The organism is Bradyrhizobium sp. 17 (assembly GCF_023073515.1).
GTDB lineage: Bacteria > Pseudomonadota > Alphaproteobacteria > Rhizobiales > Xanthobacteraceae > Bradyrhizobium > Bradyrhizobium canariense_D.
Map to the genome: position 1 here is coordinate 56,479 of NZ_JADPJQ010000128.1, position 17,986 is coordinate 74,464.

Here is a 17,986-nt window from a genome sequence, read left to right on the forward strand (position 1 = left end):
CGCGTCCATGCGATGGCGTTTATTTTGCTGCGTTTTTGGCCGTTGAACCCAGACTTGCCCAACTCCCACCCATATGGCGGATGGACCCCCCGCAGACGGGGCTCTGGCGCCCAGCAGGCGTCACGGTGAGTTGATAGGCAGGCGGGTGACAACCTCTTGGCTGCAACGCGAACGCGGTTGAATCGCGAACACAGGAACTAAGCATGATCGGCGCGCTCGCCCGCAAGTTTTTCGGCTCCGCCAACGACCGGCGGGTGAAGGGATATCAGTCCCGCGTCAACGCGATCAACGCGCTGGAGCCCGAGGTCTCGAAACTCTCCGACGAGGCCCTCAAGGCCCGCACCGTCGAGTTCAGGAAGCAGCTCGCCGAGGGCAAGACCCTTGACGACCTGCTGGTCCCCGCTTTCGCCACGGTCCGTGAAGCCGCCAAGCGGACGCTCGGCCAGCGCCATTTCGATGTCCAGCTGATCGGCGGCATGGTGCTGCACGAGGGCGACATCGCCGAGATGAAGACCGGCGAAGGCAAGACCCTGGTCGCAACGCTCGCGGTCTACCTCAACGCGCTCGCCGGCAAGGGCGTCCACGTCGTCACGGTCAACGACTACCTCGCCCGCCGCGACTCCGCCTGGATGGGCCAGATCTACGGCTTCCTCGGCCTGACCACCGGCGTGATCGTGCACGGCCTCGACGATTCCGAGCGCAAGACGGCCTATGCCTGCGACATCACCTACGGCACCAACAACGAATACGGCTTCGACTATCTGCGCGACAACATGAAGTACCGGCTCGAGGACATGGTCCAGCGGCCGCACTTCTACGCGATCGTCGACGAAGTCGACTCCATCCTGATCGACGAAGCGCGCACGCCGCTGATCATCTCCGGCCCGCTCGACGACCGCTCCGACTTCTACAACACCATCGACGGCTTCCTGCCCAAGCTCGACAAGTCCGACTACGACGTCGACGAGAAGCAGCGCACGGTGACGCTGACCGAAGCCGGCATGGAGAAGATCGAGACGCTGCTGCGCGATGCCGGCCAGCTCAAGGGTGAATCGCTCTACGACGTCGAGAACGTTTCCGTCGTGCACCACATCAATCAGGCGCTGCGCGCCCACACGCTGTTCACGCGCGACAAGGACTACATCGTCCGCGACGACGAGGTCGTCATCATCGACGAGTTCACCGGTCGCATGATGCAGGGCCGCCGCTATTCGGAAGGCCTGCATCAGGCCCTGGAAGCCAAGGAGCACGTGCAGGTCCAGCCGGAAAACCAGACGCTGGCCTCGATCACCTTCCAGAACTATTTCCGGATGTACGAAAAGCTCGCGGGCATGACCGGCACGGCGCTGACCGAAGCCGACGAATTGTTCGACATCTACAAGCTCGAGGTCGTGGAGATCCCGACCAATTTGCCGGTCGCCCGTCTCGACGAAGACGACGAGGTCTATCGCACCCAGAACGAGAAATACGCCGCGATTCTGGCCGAGATCGAGCGCGCCAATGCGCGGCTGCAGCCGGTGCTGGTCGGCACCGCCTCGATCGAAAAATCGGAAGTGATCGCCGAATATCTCAAGAAGCACGGCTATCGGCAGATCGATTTCGGTAACGAAAATTCGATGCAGAAGCTGTACGCGGCGGCCCGCGCCGGCAAACCGGCAAAGCTGTTCGCGGTGCTCAACGCGCGCTTCCACGAGCAGGAAGCCTACATCGTCGCGGAAGCCGGCGTCCCCGGCGCGATCACGATCGCGACCAACATGGCCGGCCGCGGCACCGACATCAAGCTCGGCGGCTCGCTGGAAATGCGCATCCAGCAGGAGGCCGCTTCGATCGAGGACGAAGCCGAGAAGGCCTTGAAGATCGAGCAGATCAAGGCCGACATCGAGCACTTCCGCGACATCGTGCTGAAGGCCGAGGAAGAGGTCGAGATCGAGCCCGCGAAGGGTTCGAAGCCCGCCAAGACCGTGAAGAAGCCCGGCGGCCTCTACATCATGGGCTCCGAGCGCCACGAATCCCGCCGCATCGACAACCAGCTCCGCGGCCGCTCCGGCCGTCAGGGCGATCCCGGCCGCTCGAAATTCTTCCTGTCGCTGGAAGACGATCTGATGCGCATCTTTGGCTCGGATCGCCTCGACAGCATGTTGCAGCGTCTCGGCCTGCAGGAGGGCGAGGCCATCATCCATCCCTGGATCAACAAGGCGCTCGAAAAGGCGCAGCAGAAGGTCGAGGCGCGCAACTTCGATATCCGCAAGAATTTGCTCAAGTTCGACAACGTCCAGAACGACCAGCGCAAGGTGATCTTCGACCAGCGCGTCGACCTGATGAAGGACGACAGCGTCGCCGAGACCGTCGCCGACATGCGCCACGCCTTCATCGACGACCTCGTCGCCAAGCACGTGCCCGAGCATGCCTATGCCGAGCAGTGGGACGTCGCGGGCCTGAAGGAAGAGCTCAAGCGCGTGCTCGATCTCGACCTGCCGGTCGAGGACTGGGCCAAGGAAGAGGGCATCGCCGACGAGGAGCTGCTCACGCGCATCGAGACCCGCGCCGACGAGCACATGGCCGCAAAGGTCGCGCAATGGGGTCCCGACGTGATGCGTTACGTCGAGAAGACCATCCTGCTGCAGACGCTCGACCATCTCTGGCGCGAGCATCTGATCATGCTCGACCATCTGCGCCAGGTCATCGGCCTGCGCGGCTACGGCCAGCGCGATCCGCTGCAGGAGTACAAGACCGAGGCGTTCAACCTCTTCCAGGAGATGAGCGCGCATCTGCGCGAGGCCGTCACGGCGCAGCTGATGCGGGTCGAGATCGTGCCGCCGGAGCAGGAAGCCCCGGTGCTGCCGCCGATGGAAGCGCACAAGTTCGACCCGAACACCGGCGAGGACGAAATGGCGCTCGCGAGCGTCACGCTCGGAGCGCAGGCCACCGACGCGGCGTTGCGCGATCCCAAGAACCCGGCAAGCTGGGGCAAGATCGGCCGCAACGAGGATTGCCCCTGCGGCTCAGGCAAGAAGTACAAGCACTGCCACGGGCGGTACGCTTAGCGATCAGGTGTGAGGTGCGACGTCGGCGCCTCACATTCCACTGTCGTCGCCCGGTTTAGCCGGGCGACCCAGTACGCCACGGCTTCTCGGTTCAATCACGTCAGTCTCTGGAATACTGGATCGCCCGATTAAATCGGGCGATGACATCGAGTATGGGGCGCGCGGCTCCATCTCCTTCGCCGGGACGACCGTGTGGAGAGAGCTTGCTAAACACGCCAGCTCAATTCGAGCTGTCGATCAAGCTCTCCAGCAGCCGCTTCAATTCGCTCGTCGATTTGTCGCCGTAGCTCTCGAGGATGTGCTCTTCCTGGTCGACCGCGAGCGAGTTGAGCTTCTTGCTCAGCACCTTGCCGCGATCGGAGATGAACATCAGGACCTTGCGGCGGTCGTTCGGGTCCTGCACGCGGTAGACCAGCGTGTCCGAGACCATGCGATCGATCATCTTGGTCAGCGTCGGATGGTTGAGCAGCACGGCATCCGCGAGCTCTCCCATCGAATGGCCGTTGCCATCCGACAGGACTTTCAGAATGCGCCACTGCTCGACGGGCACGCCTTCCTTGCTCAACCGCAGTTCGAGCTGCCGGTTGATCTCCCGGTTGGCTTGCGCGAGCAGGTACGCGAGGTGTTCGGTGATCGGGGTGTTCGGTTTTGCCACGGCTAAGACTTTGTCTTGACCCAAATGAGTGAATGTCTTGCAATCGATGCTGCATCTATATGCACTTCAATTCTTGAATATTCAATATTTTCAAAATAGGATATTGCCCAACAATAGGGCGGGTGCCGCGGCCGCCTGCTGAATGAGCTTTCAAGTCTGGTATCAGACAGGAGTTGGCGTGCGCGCGACGGTAAACTTCCCGGCTCACGGCGGTCCGGCGTTACCGCCGTCCTTGCTGTTCAGGAATCTGTCGCCCGCGGCAGCGGATTTCGACCTGTCGCCGGCTGATGCGCATTTCATGAAGCGCCGCGGCGCACACAACAAGCTCCGCATCGGGGGCTTCATTTGCTGCACCGGCTCGCCCGGTGTCTGGGGCCCGTGCGCGACAAGCAGCGCGCAGCTCGCGGTCGCCGAGATCAACAAGCGCGGCGGCATTCTCGGGCGCGAGATCGAGCTTTCGATCTACGATGCCGGCGGGCCGCTCGACGGGATTCTGAGCCGCGCCGAGCAGGCGATCGCTTCCGATGAGATCGACCTCATCGTGGGACTGCATACCAGCGCGGTGCGTGTGGCGCTGCGCAAGGTCACGACCCGCCACCGTATCCCCTACATCTATACGCCCGTCTACGAGGGCGGCGAGCAGACGCCGGGTGTCATGGCGATCGGCGAGACGCCGCGCTGGCAGAGCCGCCCCTCCATCCACTGGCTTGCCGACGTCAAGAAGGCGGCGCGCTGGTACCTGATCGGCAGCGATTATGTCTGGCCCTGGCAGTCGCACCGCGCGGTGAAGCGCTACATCAAGGAGGCCGGCGGCCATGTCGTCGGCGAAGAGTTCGTTCCCCTCGGCGAAGACAACCACGAGCCGCATCTGGAGCGCATCCGTGCCGCGAGGCCTGACGTCGTCCTGATCTCGTTGATCGGCACCGACAGCATCACGTTCAATCGCGCGTTCGGCGAATGCGGCCTCGGCGCCACGACGCTGCGGCTGGCCGGGGCGATGGACGAGACCGTGCTGCTCGGAATCGGCGCCGACAACAGCGAAAATCTGTTCTGTGCCTCCGGCTATTTCCCGGGCATCGGATCGCGGGCCAACGACGACTTCCAGAGCCGCTATCGCGCGATGTTCGGACCGAACGGCCCCCCGATCGGCTCGCTCGGTCAATCCAGCTATGAGGGACTGCGCTTCCTTGAGGCCGTGGCAAACAAGGCGGGCACGTTGGCGATGGGGCCCATGCTCGCGGCCGGCCGCAACATCGTCTATGGCGGCGCGCGCGGCCCCGTCACCGTCAGGAACGGTCATACCCGGATGCAAATGTATCTCGCCGGCGCGGATGGCCTCGATTTCAAGCTGATCAAACCGATCTGACGCCGGCGCCCCATCTGCAAACGCCCGAATCCAAAATAATACTTGAAAAGGAAAATATTTCCGTCTGTAATATCAAGGTAGAGCCGATGGGCGCGCCCGCACACGCGCGCCAATGAGGCTCCAATGCCAGGGATTCCAATTCCAGGGATCAAGAAGCCTTTGAGGAGAGCGCCGTGACAGTTGTCCTTCCCACGCCAGCCCAATTGCGCAGTGTCGCCGACCAGTGCGGCCTTTCGCTGACCGACGACGATGTCGCCTCGTTCCGCGGTCTGATGCAGGGCTCGATCGAGGCCTACAATCTCGTCGGAGCCATGCCGGACGAGGTGCCGGAGGTCAAATATCCGCGCACGCCGGGCTATCGGCCCTCGCCGGAAGAGAACCCGCGCAACGCCTGGTATCGCAAGTCGACCGTGAAGGGGGCGGCGAGTGGCAAGCTCAAGGGCAAGACGGTCGCCCTGAAAGACAACATCATGCTCGCCGGTGTTCCCATGATGAACGGCTCGGCGACGCTCGAAGGCTACGTGCCCGATTTCGACGCCACCATCGTCACCCGCATGCTCGATGCGGGCGCCGAGATCGCCGGAAAAGTCCATTGCGAATCCTTCTGCATGTCCGGCGGCAGCCACACCAATGCGGTCGGCGCCGTCCACAATCCGCACAAGATGGGCTATTCGGCCGGCGGCTCGTCGTCAGGCAGCGGCGTCGTCGTCGCGCTCGGCGAAGTCGACATGGCGATCGGCGGCGACCAGGGCGGTTCGATCCGCATGCCGTCCTCGTTCTGCGGCACCTATGGCATGAAGCCGACCTGGGGCCTCGTGCCCTACACCGGCATCATGCCGATCGAGGTGTTCGTCGACCACACCGGCCCGATGACGGCGACCGTCGCCGACAACGCGCTGCTGCTGGAGGTGCTGGCCGGCGACGACGGCTACGACCCCCGCATCAAGGCGCCCAAGGTCGAGGAGTACACCAAGGCGCTCGGCCAGGGCGTCAAGGGCATGAGGATCGGCATCCTCAAGGAAGGCTTTGAGCAGGCGACGGCCGAAGCCGCCGTGAACGAGAGCGTGCGCGAGGCCGCAAAGCGATTCAAGGATTTGGGCGCCACGGTCGAGACCGTTTCGATCCCGATGCATCTCATGGGTCCCGCGATCTGGACGCCGATCGGCACCGAGGGCATGACCCAGACCATGATGTATGGCGACGGCTATGGTCTGTCCCGCTCCGATCTCTACTCGACCACGCTGATGGACTTCCATCGCGGCTGGCGGCGGCAGGCGGATTCTCTGTCCGAGACCACAAAGCTGTTCCTGCTGCTCGGCACCTACATCAACAACACCTTCGGTCCGCGCTATTACGGCAAGGCTCTCAACATCTCCCGACGCCTGACCGCGGCTTACGACAAGGCCTTCAAAGACTACGATTTGCTGCTGCTGCCGACGACGCCGATGAAGGCGACGAAGCTGCCGGAGCCCACGGCCAGCCGCGAAGACTATGTCGCGCGTGCGCTGGAGATGATCTCCAACACCGCGCCGTTCGACATCACCCATCATCCGGCGATGTCGCTGCCCTGCGGCATGGTCGACGGCCTGCCCGTCGGCCTGATGCTGGTCGGCCGCATGTTCGAGGAATCCACCATCTACCGCGCCGCCCACGCCTTCGAGCAGATCGGCGACTGGAAGAAGATGTGAGCGAGGGACTCATGCAGACGGACGTAACAGGGAAGCGTTTTCGGACGCGTCAAGACATCAAGCCGGAGCCCCGTTCCGATTCCTTCGGAACGGGAAAGGCTCCGGCGCATGGCTAACGCGTTCGTCGCGGCGTTCGAGATCCTGAGCTTTGGTGCGATCATCGTCCTGATCGTGCTGGGGCTCGGGATCATCGCCAGCATGATGGGCATCTTCAACTTCGCGCAGGGCGAGTTCGTCCTGCTCGGGGCCTACATCACCTATCTTGCCTACGCCAATGGCCTGCCGATCTGGGCCGGCATGGTCGCCGCACCATTCATTGTCGGCGCGCTCGGCTTCGTGCTGGAGGCGCTGATCATCCGACGCTTCTACGCAGCCCCCATCGTCGCCATGCTCGGCACCTATGCGCTCGGCCTGATCATCCGCGAATCCGTGCGCGGCTTGATCGGCGGCTTCTATCTCACCGTGCCGGAGCCGATCGGCGGCTCGATCGATATCGGTGCCATGCACATCTCGGCCTGGCGCTTCACCATCATCATCATCACGGCGCTGGTGATGGGCGGCTGCTATCTGCTGCTGGCGCGCACCAGCTTCGGCCTGCGCGTGCGCGCTACCCTGGAAAATCCTTCGCTGGCCCGCGCCTCCGGAATCTCCACGCCGCTGATCTACGGCGCCACCTTTGCGTTCGGCGCGGCGCTTGCTGGCCTTGCCGGCGCACTGATCGTGCCGGTGTTCAGCCTGTTCGCCGATCTCGGCCTGCGCTTCCTGATCCAGGGCTTTGTCGCGGTCATGGTCGGCGGCGTCGGCTCCTTCATCGGGCCGGTCGCGGGCGCCGGCGTCATCGGCACGCTCAGCGCCGCGCTGCCCTGGGTGATGGCGCCCGTCGTGGCCGATGTCCTCGTCTTCGTTCTCGCCATCGTCTTCATCAAATTCCGGCCGCAGGGCCTCATTGCTGGAAAAGGGGTTTAGTCACATGTCCGATCGTTCTCAGCTCTCCCGTCGCCGGTTCCTTTCGAATCTCGCCTTTGCCTCCGGTGCAGTCGCAACCGGCGTCGGCAGTTGGGTGATCCCGGCGCCCTGGGCCAATGCGGCCGAAGCCCCGATCAAGGTCGGCATCGCCACCGACCTCACCGGGCCGATTGCCTACGCCGGCAATGCCGACGCCAACGTCGCCAAGATGGTGATCAAGGAGATCAACGCCGGCGGCGGTCTGCTCGGCCGCCCGCTCGAGCTCTTTGTCGAGGACACCGCCTCGAACGAATCCGTCGCGGTCGGCAACGTCCGCAAGCTGATCCAGCGCGACAAGGTCGACATGGTATTGGGCGGCATCACCTCGTCGATGCGCAACGCCATCAAGGACCCGATCGTCGCGCGCGGCAAGACGCTCTACATCTATCCGCAGCTCTACGAAGGCAAGGAGTGCACGCCTTATCTGTTCTGTACCGGGCCGACGCCGGCGCAGCAGTGTGACGAGTTCATTCCCTGGCTGATCAAGAACGGCGGCAAAAAGTTCGCGCTGCCGAGCGCCAACTATGTCTGGCCGCACACACTCAACGTCTACGCCCGCAAGGTGATCGAGGCCAACGGCGGCGAGGTCGTGTTCGAGGAATACTATCCGCTTGACCAGGTCGACTTCTCCTCGACCGTCAACCGCATCATCTCCAACAAAGTCGACGTCGTCTTCAACACCGTCATCCCGCCCGGCGTCGGTCCGTTCTTCAAGCAGCTCTACGAGGCCGGCTTTCTCAAGAATGGCGGACGGCTGGCCTGCGTCTACTATGACGAGAACACGCTCAACATCAATCAGGCGGCCGAGATCGAGGGTCTCGCCAGCTGTCTCGATTATTTCAAGGTGCTCACCAAGGAGAACCCGTTCGACGCAAAAATCCAGGCGGCCTACGAGAAGGATTTCCCGGGCAACTTCCTGTTCGCTGCCGGCAGCGCCGCCACCGGCACCTATCGCGGCCTGAAACTGTGGGAAGCCGCCGTCAAGGAAGCCGGCAAGGTCGATCGCGACTCGGTCGCCGCTGCGCTCGATCATGCCAAGATCGCCGAAGGTCCCGGCGGACCTGCCGAGATGGTGCCGGGCAAGCGCCACTGCAAGATGAAGATGTACACCGCTGTCGCCAAAGGCGGGAACTACGAGATCGTCGGACGCAGCGACGGACTCGTCGATCCCAAGGAATGCTAGAGTCGAATGCCGAAAGCGATGGGCGCAGCGAAGCAGGCAGTCCCCGCCGAGATCGGCGGGGAGCAGAACGTTGCCATGGTTGAACACGGATCAGCAGGGCAAGCCGGTTCGGTGCGGAAAATCCTGCCGATCGTGGAGGGCGTCGTGCTCGTCGTGGCGCTGCTCGCCCCGCTGGTGCTGCAGGACTACCTCACGGTGTTCGCGACGCGCGTGATCATCCTCGCGCTGTTCGCACTGTCATTCGACCTGGTGTGGGGCTATGCCGGCATCATGAGCTTCGGCCAGGCGCTGTTTTTCGGCTCGGCCGGCTATGGCGTGGCGCTGCTCGCGCGCGATCTCAACATTACCAACATCTTCCTGGTGCTGCCCGCGGGCACCATGATCGGGCTCACCTTTGCGCTACTGCTGGGCGGCTTCCTGCTGCTTGGACGGCATCCCTCCAGCGTGATCTTCGTCTCGCTGGGCACGCTGACCGGATCCTACGCCGCCGATCGGCTTGCGCGCGGCTGGTACTATCTCGGTGGCCAGAACGGCATCCCCTCGATCTCCTCGATGACGCTCGGCAGTTACGAGTTCTCGGAAGGGCCGCCGTTCTATTATCTCGTGCTTGGCCTGCTCGTCGTGGTCTATCTCCTCTGCCGCTTTCTGGTGCGCTCGCAGTTCGGGTTGGCGCTCGCGGGATTGCGCGAGAACGAGCAGCGCATCGCCTTTTTCGGCTACAAGGCGCAGCATCTGAAGGCGATCATTTTTGCGATCGGAGGCGCAGTGGCCGGCCTCGCCGGCAGCCTCTATGCCTTCCACGAAGGTTTCGTCTGGCCCAACATGGTCGGCGTCGTGGTCTCGACGCAAGTGGTGCTCTATGTGCTGTTCGGCGGCTCCGGCACGCTGATCGGCGCCGTCATCGGTGCCGTCATCGTTGAGGGCGTCAGCTTCTGGCTCTCGGACAATTACCGCGAGGTCTGGCCGATCATCCTTGGCGTGCTGCTCCTGCTGGTGATTCTGTTCCGGCCGCTCGGCCTGATCAGCTTCGTGCTCGGCGAGCGCGAGCGGGTCGGCAGCTTTGGTGGCAAATCCAGGAAGACCGGGAAGGAGAAGCGCGATGCCGCTCCTTGAAGCCAGCGGCGTCAAGAAGATCTTCGGGAAGCTCACCGCGCTCGACGGCGCCGCGCTGACCGTCGGCGAGAACGAGTTTCACGGCCTGATCGGCCCGAACGGCTCCGGCAAGAGCACGCTGATGAAGTGCATCGCCGGCGCCGAGGTGCCGACACAGGGCAAGGTCTCCTTCGTCAACGCCGATATCACCGCGTTCACGCCGACCGAGCGTGCCCGCGCCGGTATGAGCTTGAAATTTCAGATCACATCCGTGCTGCCGACGCTGACGCTCTACGACAACATTCTGCTCGCGCTGCAGGCGCAATCCTCGCTGTTCGATCTCGTGTTCTCGCGCACGCGCGGGCTCTTGCACGATCAGGTCATGACCATGCTGACGCAATTTCGCCTCGCCAACCGCGCTTTCGACGCGGCGGCGGCGCTGTCGCACGGCCAGCAGCAATGGCTGGAGATCGCGATGGCGCTGGCCTGCAAGCCGAAGCTTCTGCTGCTGGACGAGCCGACCGGCGGCATGAGCCTGGAGGAGCGCCGCGTCACCGGTGAATTGCTGCAGCCGATCAAAAAGCATTGCTCGCTGGTCATCGTCGAGCACGATCTCGATTTCATCCGCGACATCTGCGATCGTCTCACCGTGCTCGACCAGGGCAAGGTGCTGGCGTCCGGCACGGTGTCGGAGATCCAGGCCAACAAGGCCGTCCAGGAGATTTATTTGCGCCGTGCCTGAATTTTTGGACATCAAGCATCTCGACGCCGGCTATGGTCGCAGCCAGGTCCTGTTCGACGTCAACCTCGGCATTCCCTGGCGCGGCGGTGTCGCCGTGCTGGGCCGCAACGGCGCCGGCAAGACCACGCTGATGAAGACCATCGTCGGCGAACTGCCGGCGTGGAAGGGCGAGGTCGCCTTCGATGGCCGCGACATCAGCCGCCGCGCGACCCAGGAGCGGGTGCGCGCCGGCATCGGCTACGTGCCGCAGGAGCATTCGGTGTTCGCGCGCCTGTCGGTGCGCGACAATCTCGCGGTCGGGTCGCTCGCGAGCAGGAAAGCCGACGCGGTCGAGCACGTGCTGACCATCTTCCCAAAGCTCGGCCAGCGCCTCGACCAGCCCGCCGGCACGCTTTCCGGCGGCGAGCGCAAGATGCTCGCCATCGGCCGCGCCATGCTGGGCGATCCAAAACTTCTTCTGCTCGACGAGCCGACCGAAGGCGTCTGGATCGGCGTAATCGAGGAGATCACCGAGCGCCTGATCGAGCTTGCGAAAACCATCGCCGTCATCATCGTCGAGCAGCACCTCGACCTCGCGCTCCGCGTCGCCGATTACGCCTACGTGCTGGACCGCGGCCGCGTCGCGCTGCAAGGCGAAGCGGGCGAGGTGAGGGGCAATCCGGAGCTGCTGCGGTATCTGGCGCCGTAGGGCGCGCGTGAAGCGCGTCGCTCTCACACCGAACTCGGCTGTCATGCCCCGCGAAGGCGGGGCATCCAGTACGCCGCAGCTTCTCGATCGATAAGGGGTGCCTCTGGAATACTGGATTCCCCGCCTTCGCGGGGAATGACGGCGTCAGGCTGGGATGGATCGAAGAGATTAAGCGGAGCGCCCGCTTTACTTCACCGCCCCAAACCGGCTGTCGAACGAGTTCGATTGCACCACCGGCGCGGCGCCCATGATCTGGGTCGCTTCACCCGCGCCATCCGACACCGACGGCTTCAGCGTCGGGCGGGTTGCGGCGAGGCGGGTGTCGGGCTTCGCAGCTTCGGCGGGTTTGGCAGCGGCAACAGCCGGCTTCGGTGCATCCTTCGCTGCGTCCTTGGACGTGTCGCGGCCCGGTACGAACCGGGTCACCGCGGCCTTCAGCCGGGACGCTGCGGTGGGCGGCGTCGTGGTCGTCGTTGCAGCCGGAGCGACGGATGCCGTGGCCTGCGGCGGCGGCGTGGTCGCCGTGGCGTCGGCATTGCCCACACCCATCTTGCGGCCGAGATTGGAGAAGAAGCCGGATTTCTCGGGCGGAGCTGCGGTGGCGACGCGGGCGCTGGCGGCGGGCGCGCTGACGGCGACGACCGGCTCTTCCTGCGGCGAGGGCGCGGCTGCATCGAGATTCGGCTTCGGCGGATTGACGTGTCCAGGGATGGTGCCCGGCGCCTTCGCCATCGCCAACATCTGGAGCGTGGTGCCTTCGGCGCCCTCCGACAGGCCGGTCGAGCCTTCCGGAATCTTCGCGGCAAAGATCTTGTTCATGCCGCCGTCGATGCCGGTGTTCATGCGCGCAACGGGCGTGCCGCGCGAAACCAGCTTGTTGTACTCCGCCTGGTCGCGCGCATCCTTCTCGCGCACGGCGCTGGCGATCTCCTCGGGGATCACATAGGCCGGGCACTTAGCGGACGCGTCGAACACCGGATCGCGCTTGGCGTCGGGCGGCTTCGCCGCGTCGAACACGTACTTCTTCTCGCAGAAATCGACCTTCGGCTCCTGCCGCGTCACCTCGAAATGATCATAGCCTTCCTTGATCATCTTCCAGAACGGCATGTTCGGATTGTTCCGGTGCTTGGCCATGTTCACCGGCGTCATCTTGAACGGATAGGCCTGCAACTGGAACGCCTTCTGGCCGCCGAAGAAGGACTCGCGCCCGAGCGAATAGATCTCGGCGATCTGCTCGTCCGTCATCGCGTAGCAGCCGCGCGACGAACAATCGCCATGCACCATCAGCTGCGACCCGCTGCGGCCCAAAGCCTTGTCGAACGCGTTCGGATAGCCCGTGTTGAACGACAAATAGTACGCCGATTGCGGATTCATCTGGCCCGGATTGATCGAGTAGAATCCTTCCGGCGCCTGACGATCGCCTTCGCGCACCTTCGGGCCGAGATCGCCCGACCAGCGACAGATCGGATAGGTCTTGAGCAGCGCGAACTGGCCGTTGCGGGTCTGCTTCCAGACCTCGAGCTCGGCCTCCTGCTTGAACAGGCGCACCAGGATCGGTGATTGCAGATCCATGTTCTTCTCGACCATCGCGGCGAGAAGCTTTGGCGGCACCGGCTGGTTGGCCTTGGCATTGGTCGCAAGCGAAACCTGGTCGGTGTCGCAGCCGGCCAGCACGAAGCTGGCGGCAAGCGCCACCGAAACCAGAAACGCGCGAGCAAGCGAACGAGAAATCAAGATGGACCCCACACCGTCCAAGGCATCGCGCGCAAACCCCAATCTTGAAGCATGATCCGACCGGAGACCGGGACCCGTCGCGACGGGCTTTTTCGCAATCACGCTCCAGCGCTTATGCCCTGAAGCCATTGATTAAAATTCTAACCTCTGGGTCATGTGGTCGCAACCCGCACGGGGATCACGAGCCCGTTGGCCCAAAGGCGTGGTCAACGAAGACTTAAACTGGGCTGAAACTTGGGCCTTTCGGCCAAACCAGCACTGAGATCGCTGATTTGGGCAAAAAAAGGGTTAACGCGGGGTTACCGGGGGCCTCCGGGACGGTTTGGCCGGCCTCAAATTCAGCGTCGTCTCGGCGAAAGCCAGGACGACGGCGGAGGGGGACGCGTCCAACGGGCCCCAAAGCCCGCCCGAATCAGCCCAGTTTCCGGCCAATATCGAGGAATTTCTGCCGCCGATGCTTGCGGATGGCGTCCCCGTCCAGACCCCGGAGTTCGTCAAAGGCCTTGGCAATGGCGTCGCCCGTGGTGGCGATCATGGCGGCGGGGTCGCGATGGGCGCCGCCGACCGGCTCCTTCAGGATGCTGTCGATCACGCCGAAGCGGAGCATGTCCTGGGCCGTGATCTTCATGTTGTTGGCGGCTTCCTGCGCCTTGGAGCCGTCGCGCCAGAGGATCGAGGACGCCGCCTCGGGCGAGATCACGCTGTAGATCGCGTGCTCCAGCATCAGGACCTTGTTGGCGGTGGTGATGGCGATGGCGCCGCCCGACATGCCCTCGCCGGTGATGATGGCGACGTTCGGCACGGTCAGCGCCATGCAGGCATCAGTCGAACGCGCGATCGCCTCGGCCTGGCCGCGCTCTTCCGCGCCGATGCCGGGATAGGCGCCGGCGGAATCGGCGAGCGACAGCACCGGCAGGCCGAACCGCTCCGCCATCTCCATCAGCCGCACGCATTTGCGATAGCCCTCGGGCCGCGCCATGCCGAAATTATGCTTGATGCGGCTCTCGGTGGAATCGCCCTTTTCCTGGCCCATCACGCAGATGGCCTCGCCGCGGAAGCGGCCGAAGCCGGCCACCAGCGCCTCGTCCTCGCCGAACTTGCGATCGCCGGCGAGCGGGGTGAACTCGGTGATCAGGCCCTTGATGAAGTCGTTGAAATGCGGCCGCTGCGGATGCCGCGCGACCAGCGTTTTCTGCCACGGCGTCAGGTTCAGATAGAGGTCGGCCATCGCCTGCGCCGCCTTGTCCTCGATCCGCCCGATCTCCTCGGCGATGTCGCTGCCGGAGGCCGCAAGCGTCCGCAATTCATCGAGCTTGGAATCGAGCTCGGCGACGGGCTTTTCGAAATCGAGATAGCTGCGCATCTGGTCTGGCATCAACTCAATATAGGGAGGACGGGGCGAGGCGGCGAAGCGGATTCGATGTCGCGGAAAGAAGTGTAGGTTCGTCAATGAGTTGGCTTGTGTGCTCGCAACGAGCGCAGGCCAAATCATCGTGAGGCCCCGGCTCTTTCTGCGGAGATGTGGCCGAAGTCAAGGCGGTTTCATCGTTCCAGTACCGTAGCCCGGATGAGCGAAGCGATATCCGGGGCAGGTCGCCCGATCGTCAATCCCGGATGTCGCTTCGCTCATCCGGGCTACTGCAGCTACGGCAGCAACTATTTCTCCGCCAGCGGGTGCAGGTCGCGGACCAGGCTCTTCAGCCGCTCCTCGACCACGTGGGTGTAGATCTGGGTCGTCGAGATGTCGGTGTGGCCGAGCAGCGTCTGCACGATGCGCAAATCGGCCCCGTTGTGCAGCAGGTGGCTGGCGAAGGCGTGGCGCAGCACGTGGGGGGAGACCAGCCGGGCCTGCAGGCCCGAAGCGACCGCGAGCTCCTTCAAGTCGCGGGCAAAATGCTGCCGCGTCAGATGCCCGCTCTCGCCGAACGAGGGGAACAACCATTTGGAGGCCGCCACGCGGTTCTTCTTGTCGGTCTTGTTGTTGTCCTTGGCCGCCTCCGTCGCCGCGAGATAATCGGCCATCGCCTGGCGCGAGGCCTCGTTGAGCGGCACCAGCCGTTCCTTGTTGCCCTTGCCGCGCACCACGATCATGCGGGCGTCGCGCTTCGCGGCCGTACGTGGCAGCGCCACCAGTTCGGAGACGCGCAGGCCGGTGGCGTAGAGCACCTCGAGCAGACAATAGAGTCTCAGGGCGCGCAGCCGTTTCGAGAGCGAAGCATCCTCCGCCTCGCTCAATTCCTTGGCGCGGCGGAGCATGCGGTCGACATCGGCAATCGACAGCACCTTCGGCAGGCCGCGGCCACGCTTCGGCCCGGACAGGATCGCCGCGGGATCGTCGGTTCTGATGCGTTCGTTCAGGAGGAAGCGATAGAGATGCCGCATCGCCGATAGCCGTCGCGCGACGCTGGTGGACTTGAAGCCGCGCGTGTCGAGATCGGCGAGATAGTCGCGCAGCGTCTGTGTTTCCGCGTCCGCGAATGCATGGCCGACGCGGCCGAGAAACTCGGAGAAGTCGGTGAGGTCGCGGCGATAGGCGTCGAGCGTATTGGGGCCGGCGCCCTGTTCCGCCGCGAGCATGTCGAGGAACAGGCCGGTGAGTTTTGTGTCTGAGGACTTGTTATCGGAAGATCTGGCACGCATGCCCGCAGCCTAGCTGCTATTTCTTGAGAAACTTATCCGGCGGGATCGTCACCGTCATTTCCCGCGGCTTGGGATTGACGAAGTTCGCCAGCGCGAAGACCACGCCATAGACGATGCCGGCGATCACGGCGACGACCGTCAGGAAGCGGAACAGGCTGGGCATCGGCAGGATCTCGGAGAGGGTCTCGGTCAGGGGCTTGGCGGGCAAATTAACCAATGAAATCATCCAACACGTTCGCCGTTTCGTGGCAAGAGTCCTCTGGCGAGGGCCCCTGCGGGGTCGTATAGGTGGCCAAAGGATGCCGCCATTGGCGGCAGATCGAGCGAGACCCATTCGAGCGAGACAAATGCCCGACGCCGCGTTGCCGATCCAAGCCTCGCCCGAGGCCGACATCCTGTCGGCGCTGGGGACGCGCTCGATCGTGCTCGTCGGCATGATGGGGGTGGGCAAATCCACCATCGGCCGCCGCATGGCTCTCCGGCTCAAGCTGCCCTTCGTCGATGCCGACACCGAGATCGAGGCGGCGGCCGGCATGACCATACCGGAAATCTTCGAGCGTCATGGCGAGCCGCATTTCCGCGACGGCGAGGCCCGCGTGATCGCGCGTCTGCTTGACGGCGGTCCCATCGTGCTGGCGACCGGCGGCGGCGCCTTCATGCGCGAGGAGACGCGGGCCCGCATCGCCGCGAAGGCGATCTCGATCTGGCTCAAGGCCGATCATGACGTCATCATGCGCCGTGTGCGCCGGCGCGCCGACCGTCCGCTGCTCCAGACCGCCGATCCCGAAGGAACCGTGACGCGCCTGCTCACCGAGCGCGAGCCGGTCTACGGCCATGCCGACCTCACCATCGCCTCGCGCGACGTGCCGCACGACAAGATCGTTGAGGAGACCATCGAGACGCTGCGCGCGCATCTTTGCGGCGAACGGGCGTCCCCGCCACCAGCCGACGTCGCGAGTGCCGCACGATGACCGCGCCTTTGAAACATTCAGATCCCGTCAATGTCGAGGTCGCGCTGGGGAATCGCGCCTATGACATCGTCATCGGCCGCGGCGTGCTGGCCTCGCTCGGCGAACGCGTCGCGCGCCTGCGCCCCGGCGTGCGCACCGCGATCGTGACGGATCGCACCGTCGCGAAATACTGGCTCGAACCCGCCGAGGCGTCCCTCGCAGCCAGCGGCGTTCCGACATCGCGCATCGTCGTCGAGGAAGGCGAGATCTCCAAGACCTATGCCGGGCTCGAAAAGGTCAGCGAAGCCCTGATCGCCGCCAAGATCGAGCGCAACGATCTCGTCATCGCGCTCGGCGGCGGCGTGGTCGGCGATCTCGCCGGCTTTGCGGCGGCGATCCTGCGTCGCGGCGTCGACTTCGTGCAGGTGCCGACCTCGCTGCTGGCGCAGGTCGATTCCTCCGTCGGCGGCAAGACCGGCATCAACTCGCCGCAGGGCAAGAATCTGCTCGGCGCCTTCCACCAGCCGGTGCTTGTGATCGCCGACACCGCCGTGCTCGACACGTTGTCGCCGCGGCAGTTTCGCGCCGGCTATGCCGAGGTCGCCAAATACGGCGTGCTCGGCGACGAGGCCTTCTTCGCCTGGCTCGAGAACAACCATTCCGACATCTCCAAAGGCGGTTCGGCGCGCGAGCATGCGATCGCGACCTCCTGCCGCGCCAAGGCCGGCGTCGTCTCGCGCGACGAGCGCGAGACCGGCGAGCGTGCGCTGCTCAATCTCGGCCACACGTTCGGCCATGCACTAGAAGCCGCGACCGGCTTCTCCGACCGCCTGTTTCACGGCGAGGGCGTTTCGATCGGCATGACGCTGGCGGCGCAGTTTTCGGCGAAGCTCGGCATGATCGGCGAAGCCGATGCGATGCGAGTCGAGCGTCACCTCATTGACGCCGGCTTGCCGACGCGCTTGCAGGACATCGCGGGCTTCGCGCAGGAGGGGCTTGCCGATGCCGACGCGCTGATGACGCTGATGGCGCAGGACAAGAAGGTCGAGCGCGGCAGGCTCACCTTCATCCTGCTGGAGGCCGTGGGGCGGGCCGTCGCCGTGAAGAACGTCGAGCCGGCTCCGGTGCGCGACTTCCTGAAGGACAAGCTCGCGCAAAAGGCATGACGCGAGGCTGAACGGCGCTACAGCGTTTTCGCG

15 protein-coding genes are annotated in these 17,986 nt (G+C 64.2%); 10 read left to right on the forward strand and 5 right to left on the reverse strand.

Annotated features, from left to right (window positions below; translation table 11 throughout):
- Window positions 1–203 precede the first annotated feature (203 nt).
- Window positions 204–3,044, forward strand: a complete 2,841-nt coding sequence (secA, locus tag IVB13_RS35360) for a preprotein translocase subunit SecA (RefSeq protein ID WP_204512793.1) — start codon at window positions 204–206, stop codon at window positions 3,042–3,044.
- A 220-nt stretch (window positions 3,045–3,264) separates the two neighbouring features.
- On the opposite strand, the gene IVB13_RS35365 is transcribed toward secA, so the two are convergent.
- Entirely contained in the window at window positions 3,265–3,699 is a 435-nt protein-coding gene (locus IVB13_RS35365) for a MarR family transcriptional regulator (protein WP_007599198.1), read from the reverse strand.
- Window positions 3,700–3,877: 178 nt separating this feature from the next.
- On the opposite strand from IVB13_RS35365, the gene IVB13_RS35370 reads away from it, so the two are divergent.
- The 7 genes from IVB13_RS35370 to IVB13_RS35400 all read left to right on the forward strand — a co-directional run bounded on the left by IVB13_RS35370 (window position 3,878) and on the right by IVB13_RS35400 (window position 11,463).
- Window positions 3,878–5,065, forward strand: a complete 1,188-nt coding sequence (locus tag IVB13_RS35370; protein WP_085384113.1) for a substrate-binding domain-containing protein — start codon at window positions 3,878–3,880, stop codon at window positions 5,063–5,065.
- Window positions 5,066–5,238: 173 nt separating this feature from the next.
- Entirely contained in the window at window positions 5,239–6,753 is a 1,515-nt protein-coding gene (locus tag IVB13_RS35375) for an amidase (protein WP_026232420.1), read from the forward strand.
- Window positions 6,754–6,861: 108 nt separating this feature from the next.
- Window positions 6,862–7,719: a branched-chain amino acid ABC transporter permease gene (locus tag IVB13_RS35380; protein ID WP_018452915.1), complete on the forward strand. Its 858-nt coding sequence runs from the start codon at window positions 6,862–6,864 to the stop codon at window positions 7,717–7,719.
- A gap of 4 nt (window positions 7,720–7,723) precedes the next feature.
- Window positions 7,724–8,941: a substrate-binding protein gene (locus IVB13_RS35385; RefSeq protein ID WP_018452916.1), complete on the forward strand. Its 1,218-nt coding sequence runs from the start codon at window positions 7,724–7,726 to the stop codon at window positions 8,939–8,941.
- A 6-nt stretch (window positions 8,942–8,947) separates the two neighbouring features.
- Window positions 8,948–10,054 carry a branched-chain amino acid ABC transporter permease gene (locus tag IVB13_RS35390; RefSeq protein WP_018452917.1) on the forward strand — a complete coding sequence of 369 codons (1,107 nt, stop codon included), beginning with the start codon at window positions 8,948–8,950 and terminating at the stop codon, window positions 10,052–10,054.
- Entirely contained in the window at window positions 10,041–10,775 is a 735-nt protein-coding gene (locus tag IVB13_RS35395) for an ABC transporter ATP-binding protein (protein ID WP_018452918.1), read from the forward strand. Before IVB13_RS35390 ends, IVB13_RS35395 begins: the two co-directional genes overlap by 14 nt.
- Window positions 10,768–11,463, forward strand: a complete 696-nt coding sequence (locus tag IVB13_RS35400) for an ABC transporter ATP-binding protein (RefSeq protein WP_026232421.1) — start codon at window positions 10,768–10,770, stop codon at window positions 11,461–11,463. The genes IVB13_RS35395 and IVB13_RS35400 overlap by 8 nt, the downstream gene beginning before the upstream one ends.
- A 186-nt stretch (window positions 11,464–11,649) precedes the next feature.
- On the opposite strand, the gene IVB13_RS35405 is transcribed toward IVB13_RS35400, so the two are convergent.
- The 4 genes from IVB13_RS35405 to IVB13_RS35420 all read right to left on the reverse strand — a co-directional run bounded on the left by IVB13_RS35405 (window position 11,650) and on the right by IVB13_RS35420 (window position 16,000).
- Window positions 11,650–13,197 carry a murein L,D-transpeptidase family protein gene (locus tag IVB13_RS35405; RefSeq protein WP_231189755.1) on the reverse strand — a complete coding sequence of 516 codons (1,548 nt, stop codon included), beginning with the start codon at window positions 13,195–13,197 and terminating at the stop codon, window positions 11,650–11,652.
- Window positions 13,198–13,609: 412 nt separating this feature from the next.
- Window positions 13,610–14,572, reverse strand: coding sequence for an acetyl-CoA carboxylase carboxyltransferase subunit alpha (locus IVB13_RS35410; protein ID WP_007599220.1), 963 nt, complete (start codon window positions 14,570–14,572; stop codon window positions 13,610–13,612).
- A gap of 281 nt (window positions 14,573–14,853) precedes the next feature.
- On the reverse strand, window positions 14,854–15,837 hold the full coding sequence (gene xerD / locus IVB13_RS35415; RefSeq protein WP_018452921.1) for a site-specific tyrosine recombinase XerD: 984 nt from the start codon (window positions 15,835–15,837) through the stop codon (window positions 14,854–14,856).
- A gap of 16 nt (window positions 15,838–15,853) precedes the next feature.
- On the reverse strand, window positions 15,854–16,000 hold the full coding sequence (locus IVB13_RS35420) for a hypothetical protein (RefSeq protein WP_035669499.1): 147 nt from the start codon (window positions 15,998–16,000) through the stop codon (window positions 15,854–15,856).
- Window positions 16,001–16,184: 184 nt separating this feature from the next.
- Between IVB13_RS35420 and IVB13_RS35425 the strand changes: the two genes are divergently transcribed.
- Window positions 16,185–16,808, forward strand: a complete 624-nt coding sequence (locus IVB13_RS35425) for a shikimate kinase (RefSeq protein ID WP_018452923.1) — start codon at window positions 16,185–16,187, stop codon at window positions 16,806–16,808.
- Complete coding sequence (aroB, locus tag IVB13_RS35430; RefSeq protein WP_247299191.1) at window positions 16,805–17,953, forward strand: 3-dehydroquinate synthase; 1,149 nt, start codon at window positions 16,805–16,807, stop codon at window positions 17,951–17,953. The genes IVB13_RS35425 and aroB overlap by 4 nt, the downstream gene beginning before the upstream one ends.
- Window positions 17,954–17,986: the final 33 nt, after the last annotated feature.

What these genes read in the sequence shown, in the direction of transcription:
- IVB13_RS35390 (WP_018452917.1), top strand. Translation starts at nt 8,948, where the DNA reads ATGCCGAAAGCGATGGGCGCAGCGAAGCAGGCAGTCCCCGCCGAGATC.
- xerD (WP_018452921.1), bottom strand. Translation starts at nt 15,837, where the DNA reads ATGCGTGCCAGATCTTCCGATAACAAGTCCTCAGACACAAAACTCACC.
- secA (WP_204512793.1), top strand. Translation starts at nt 204, where the DNA reads ATGATCGGCGCGCTCGCCCGCAAGTTTTTCGGCTCCGCCAACGACCGG.
- aroB (WP_247299191.1), top strand. Translation starts at nt 16,805, where the DNA reads ATGACCGCGCCTTTGAAACATTCAGATCCCGTCAATGTCGAGGTCGCG.
- IVB13_RS35425 (WP_018452923.1), top strand. Translation starts at nt 16,185, where the DNA reads ATGCCCGACGCCGCGTTGCCGATCCAAGCCTCGCCCGAGGCCGACATC.
- IVB13_RS35420 (WP_035669499.1), bottom strand. Translation starts at nt 16,000, where the DNA reads ATGCCCAGCCTGTTCCGCTTCCTGACGGTCGTCGCCGTGATCGCCGGC.
- IVB13_RS35380 (WP_018452915.1), top strand. Translation starts at nt 6,862, where the DNA reads ATGGCTAACGCGTTCGTCGCGGCGTTCGAGATCCTGAGCTTTGGTGCG.
- IVB13_RS35410 (WP_007599220.1), bottom strand. Translation starts at nt 14,572, where the DNA reads ATGCCAGACCAGATGCGCAGCTATCTCGATTTCGAAAAGCCCGTCGCC.
- IVB13_RS35385 (WP_018452916.1), top strand. Translation starts at nt 7,724, where the DNA reads ATGTCCGATCGTTCTCAGCTCTCCCGTCGCCGGTTCCTTTCGAATCTC.
- IVB13_RS35395 (WP_018452918.1), top strand. Translation starts at nt 10,041, where the DNA reads ATGCCGCTCCTTGAAGCCAGCGGCGTCAAGAAGATCTTCGGGAAGCTC.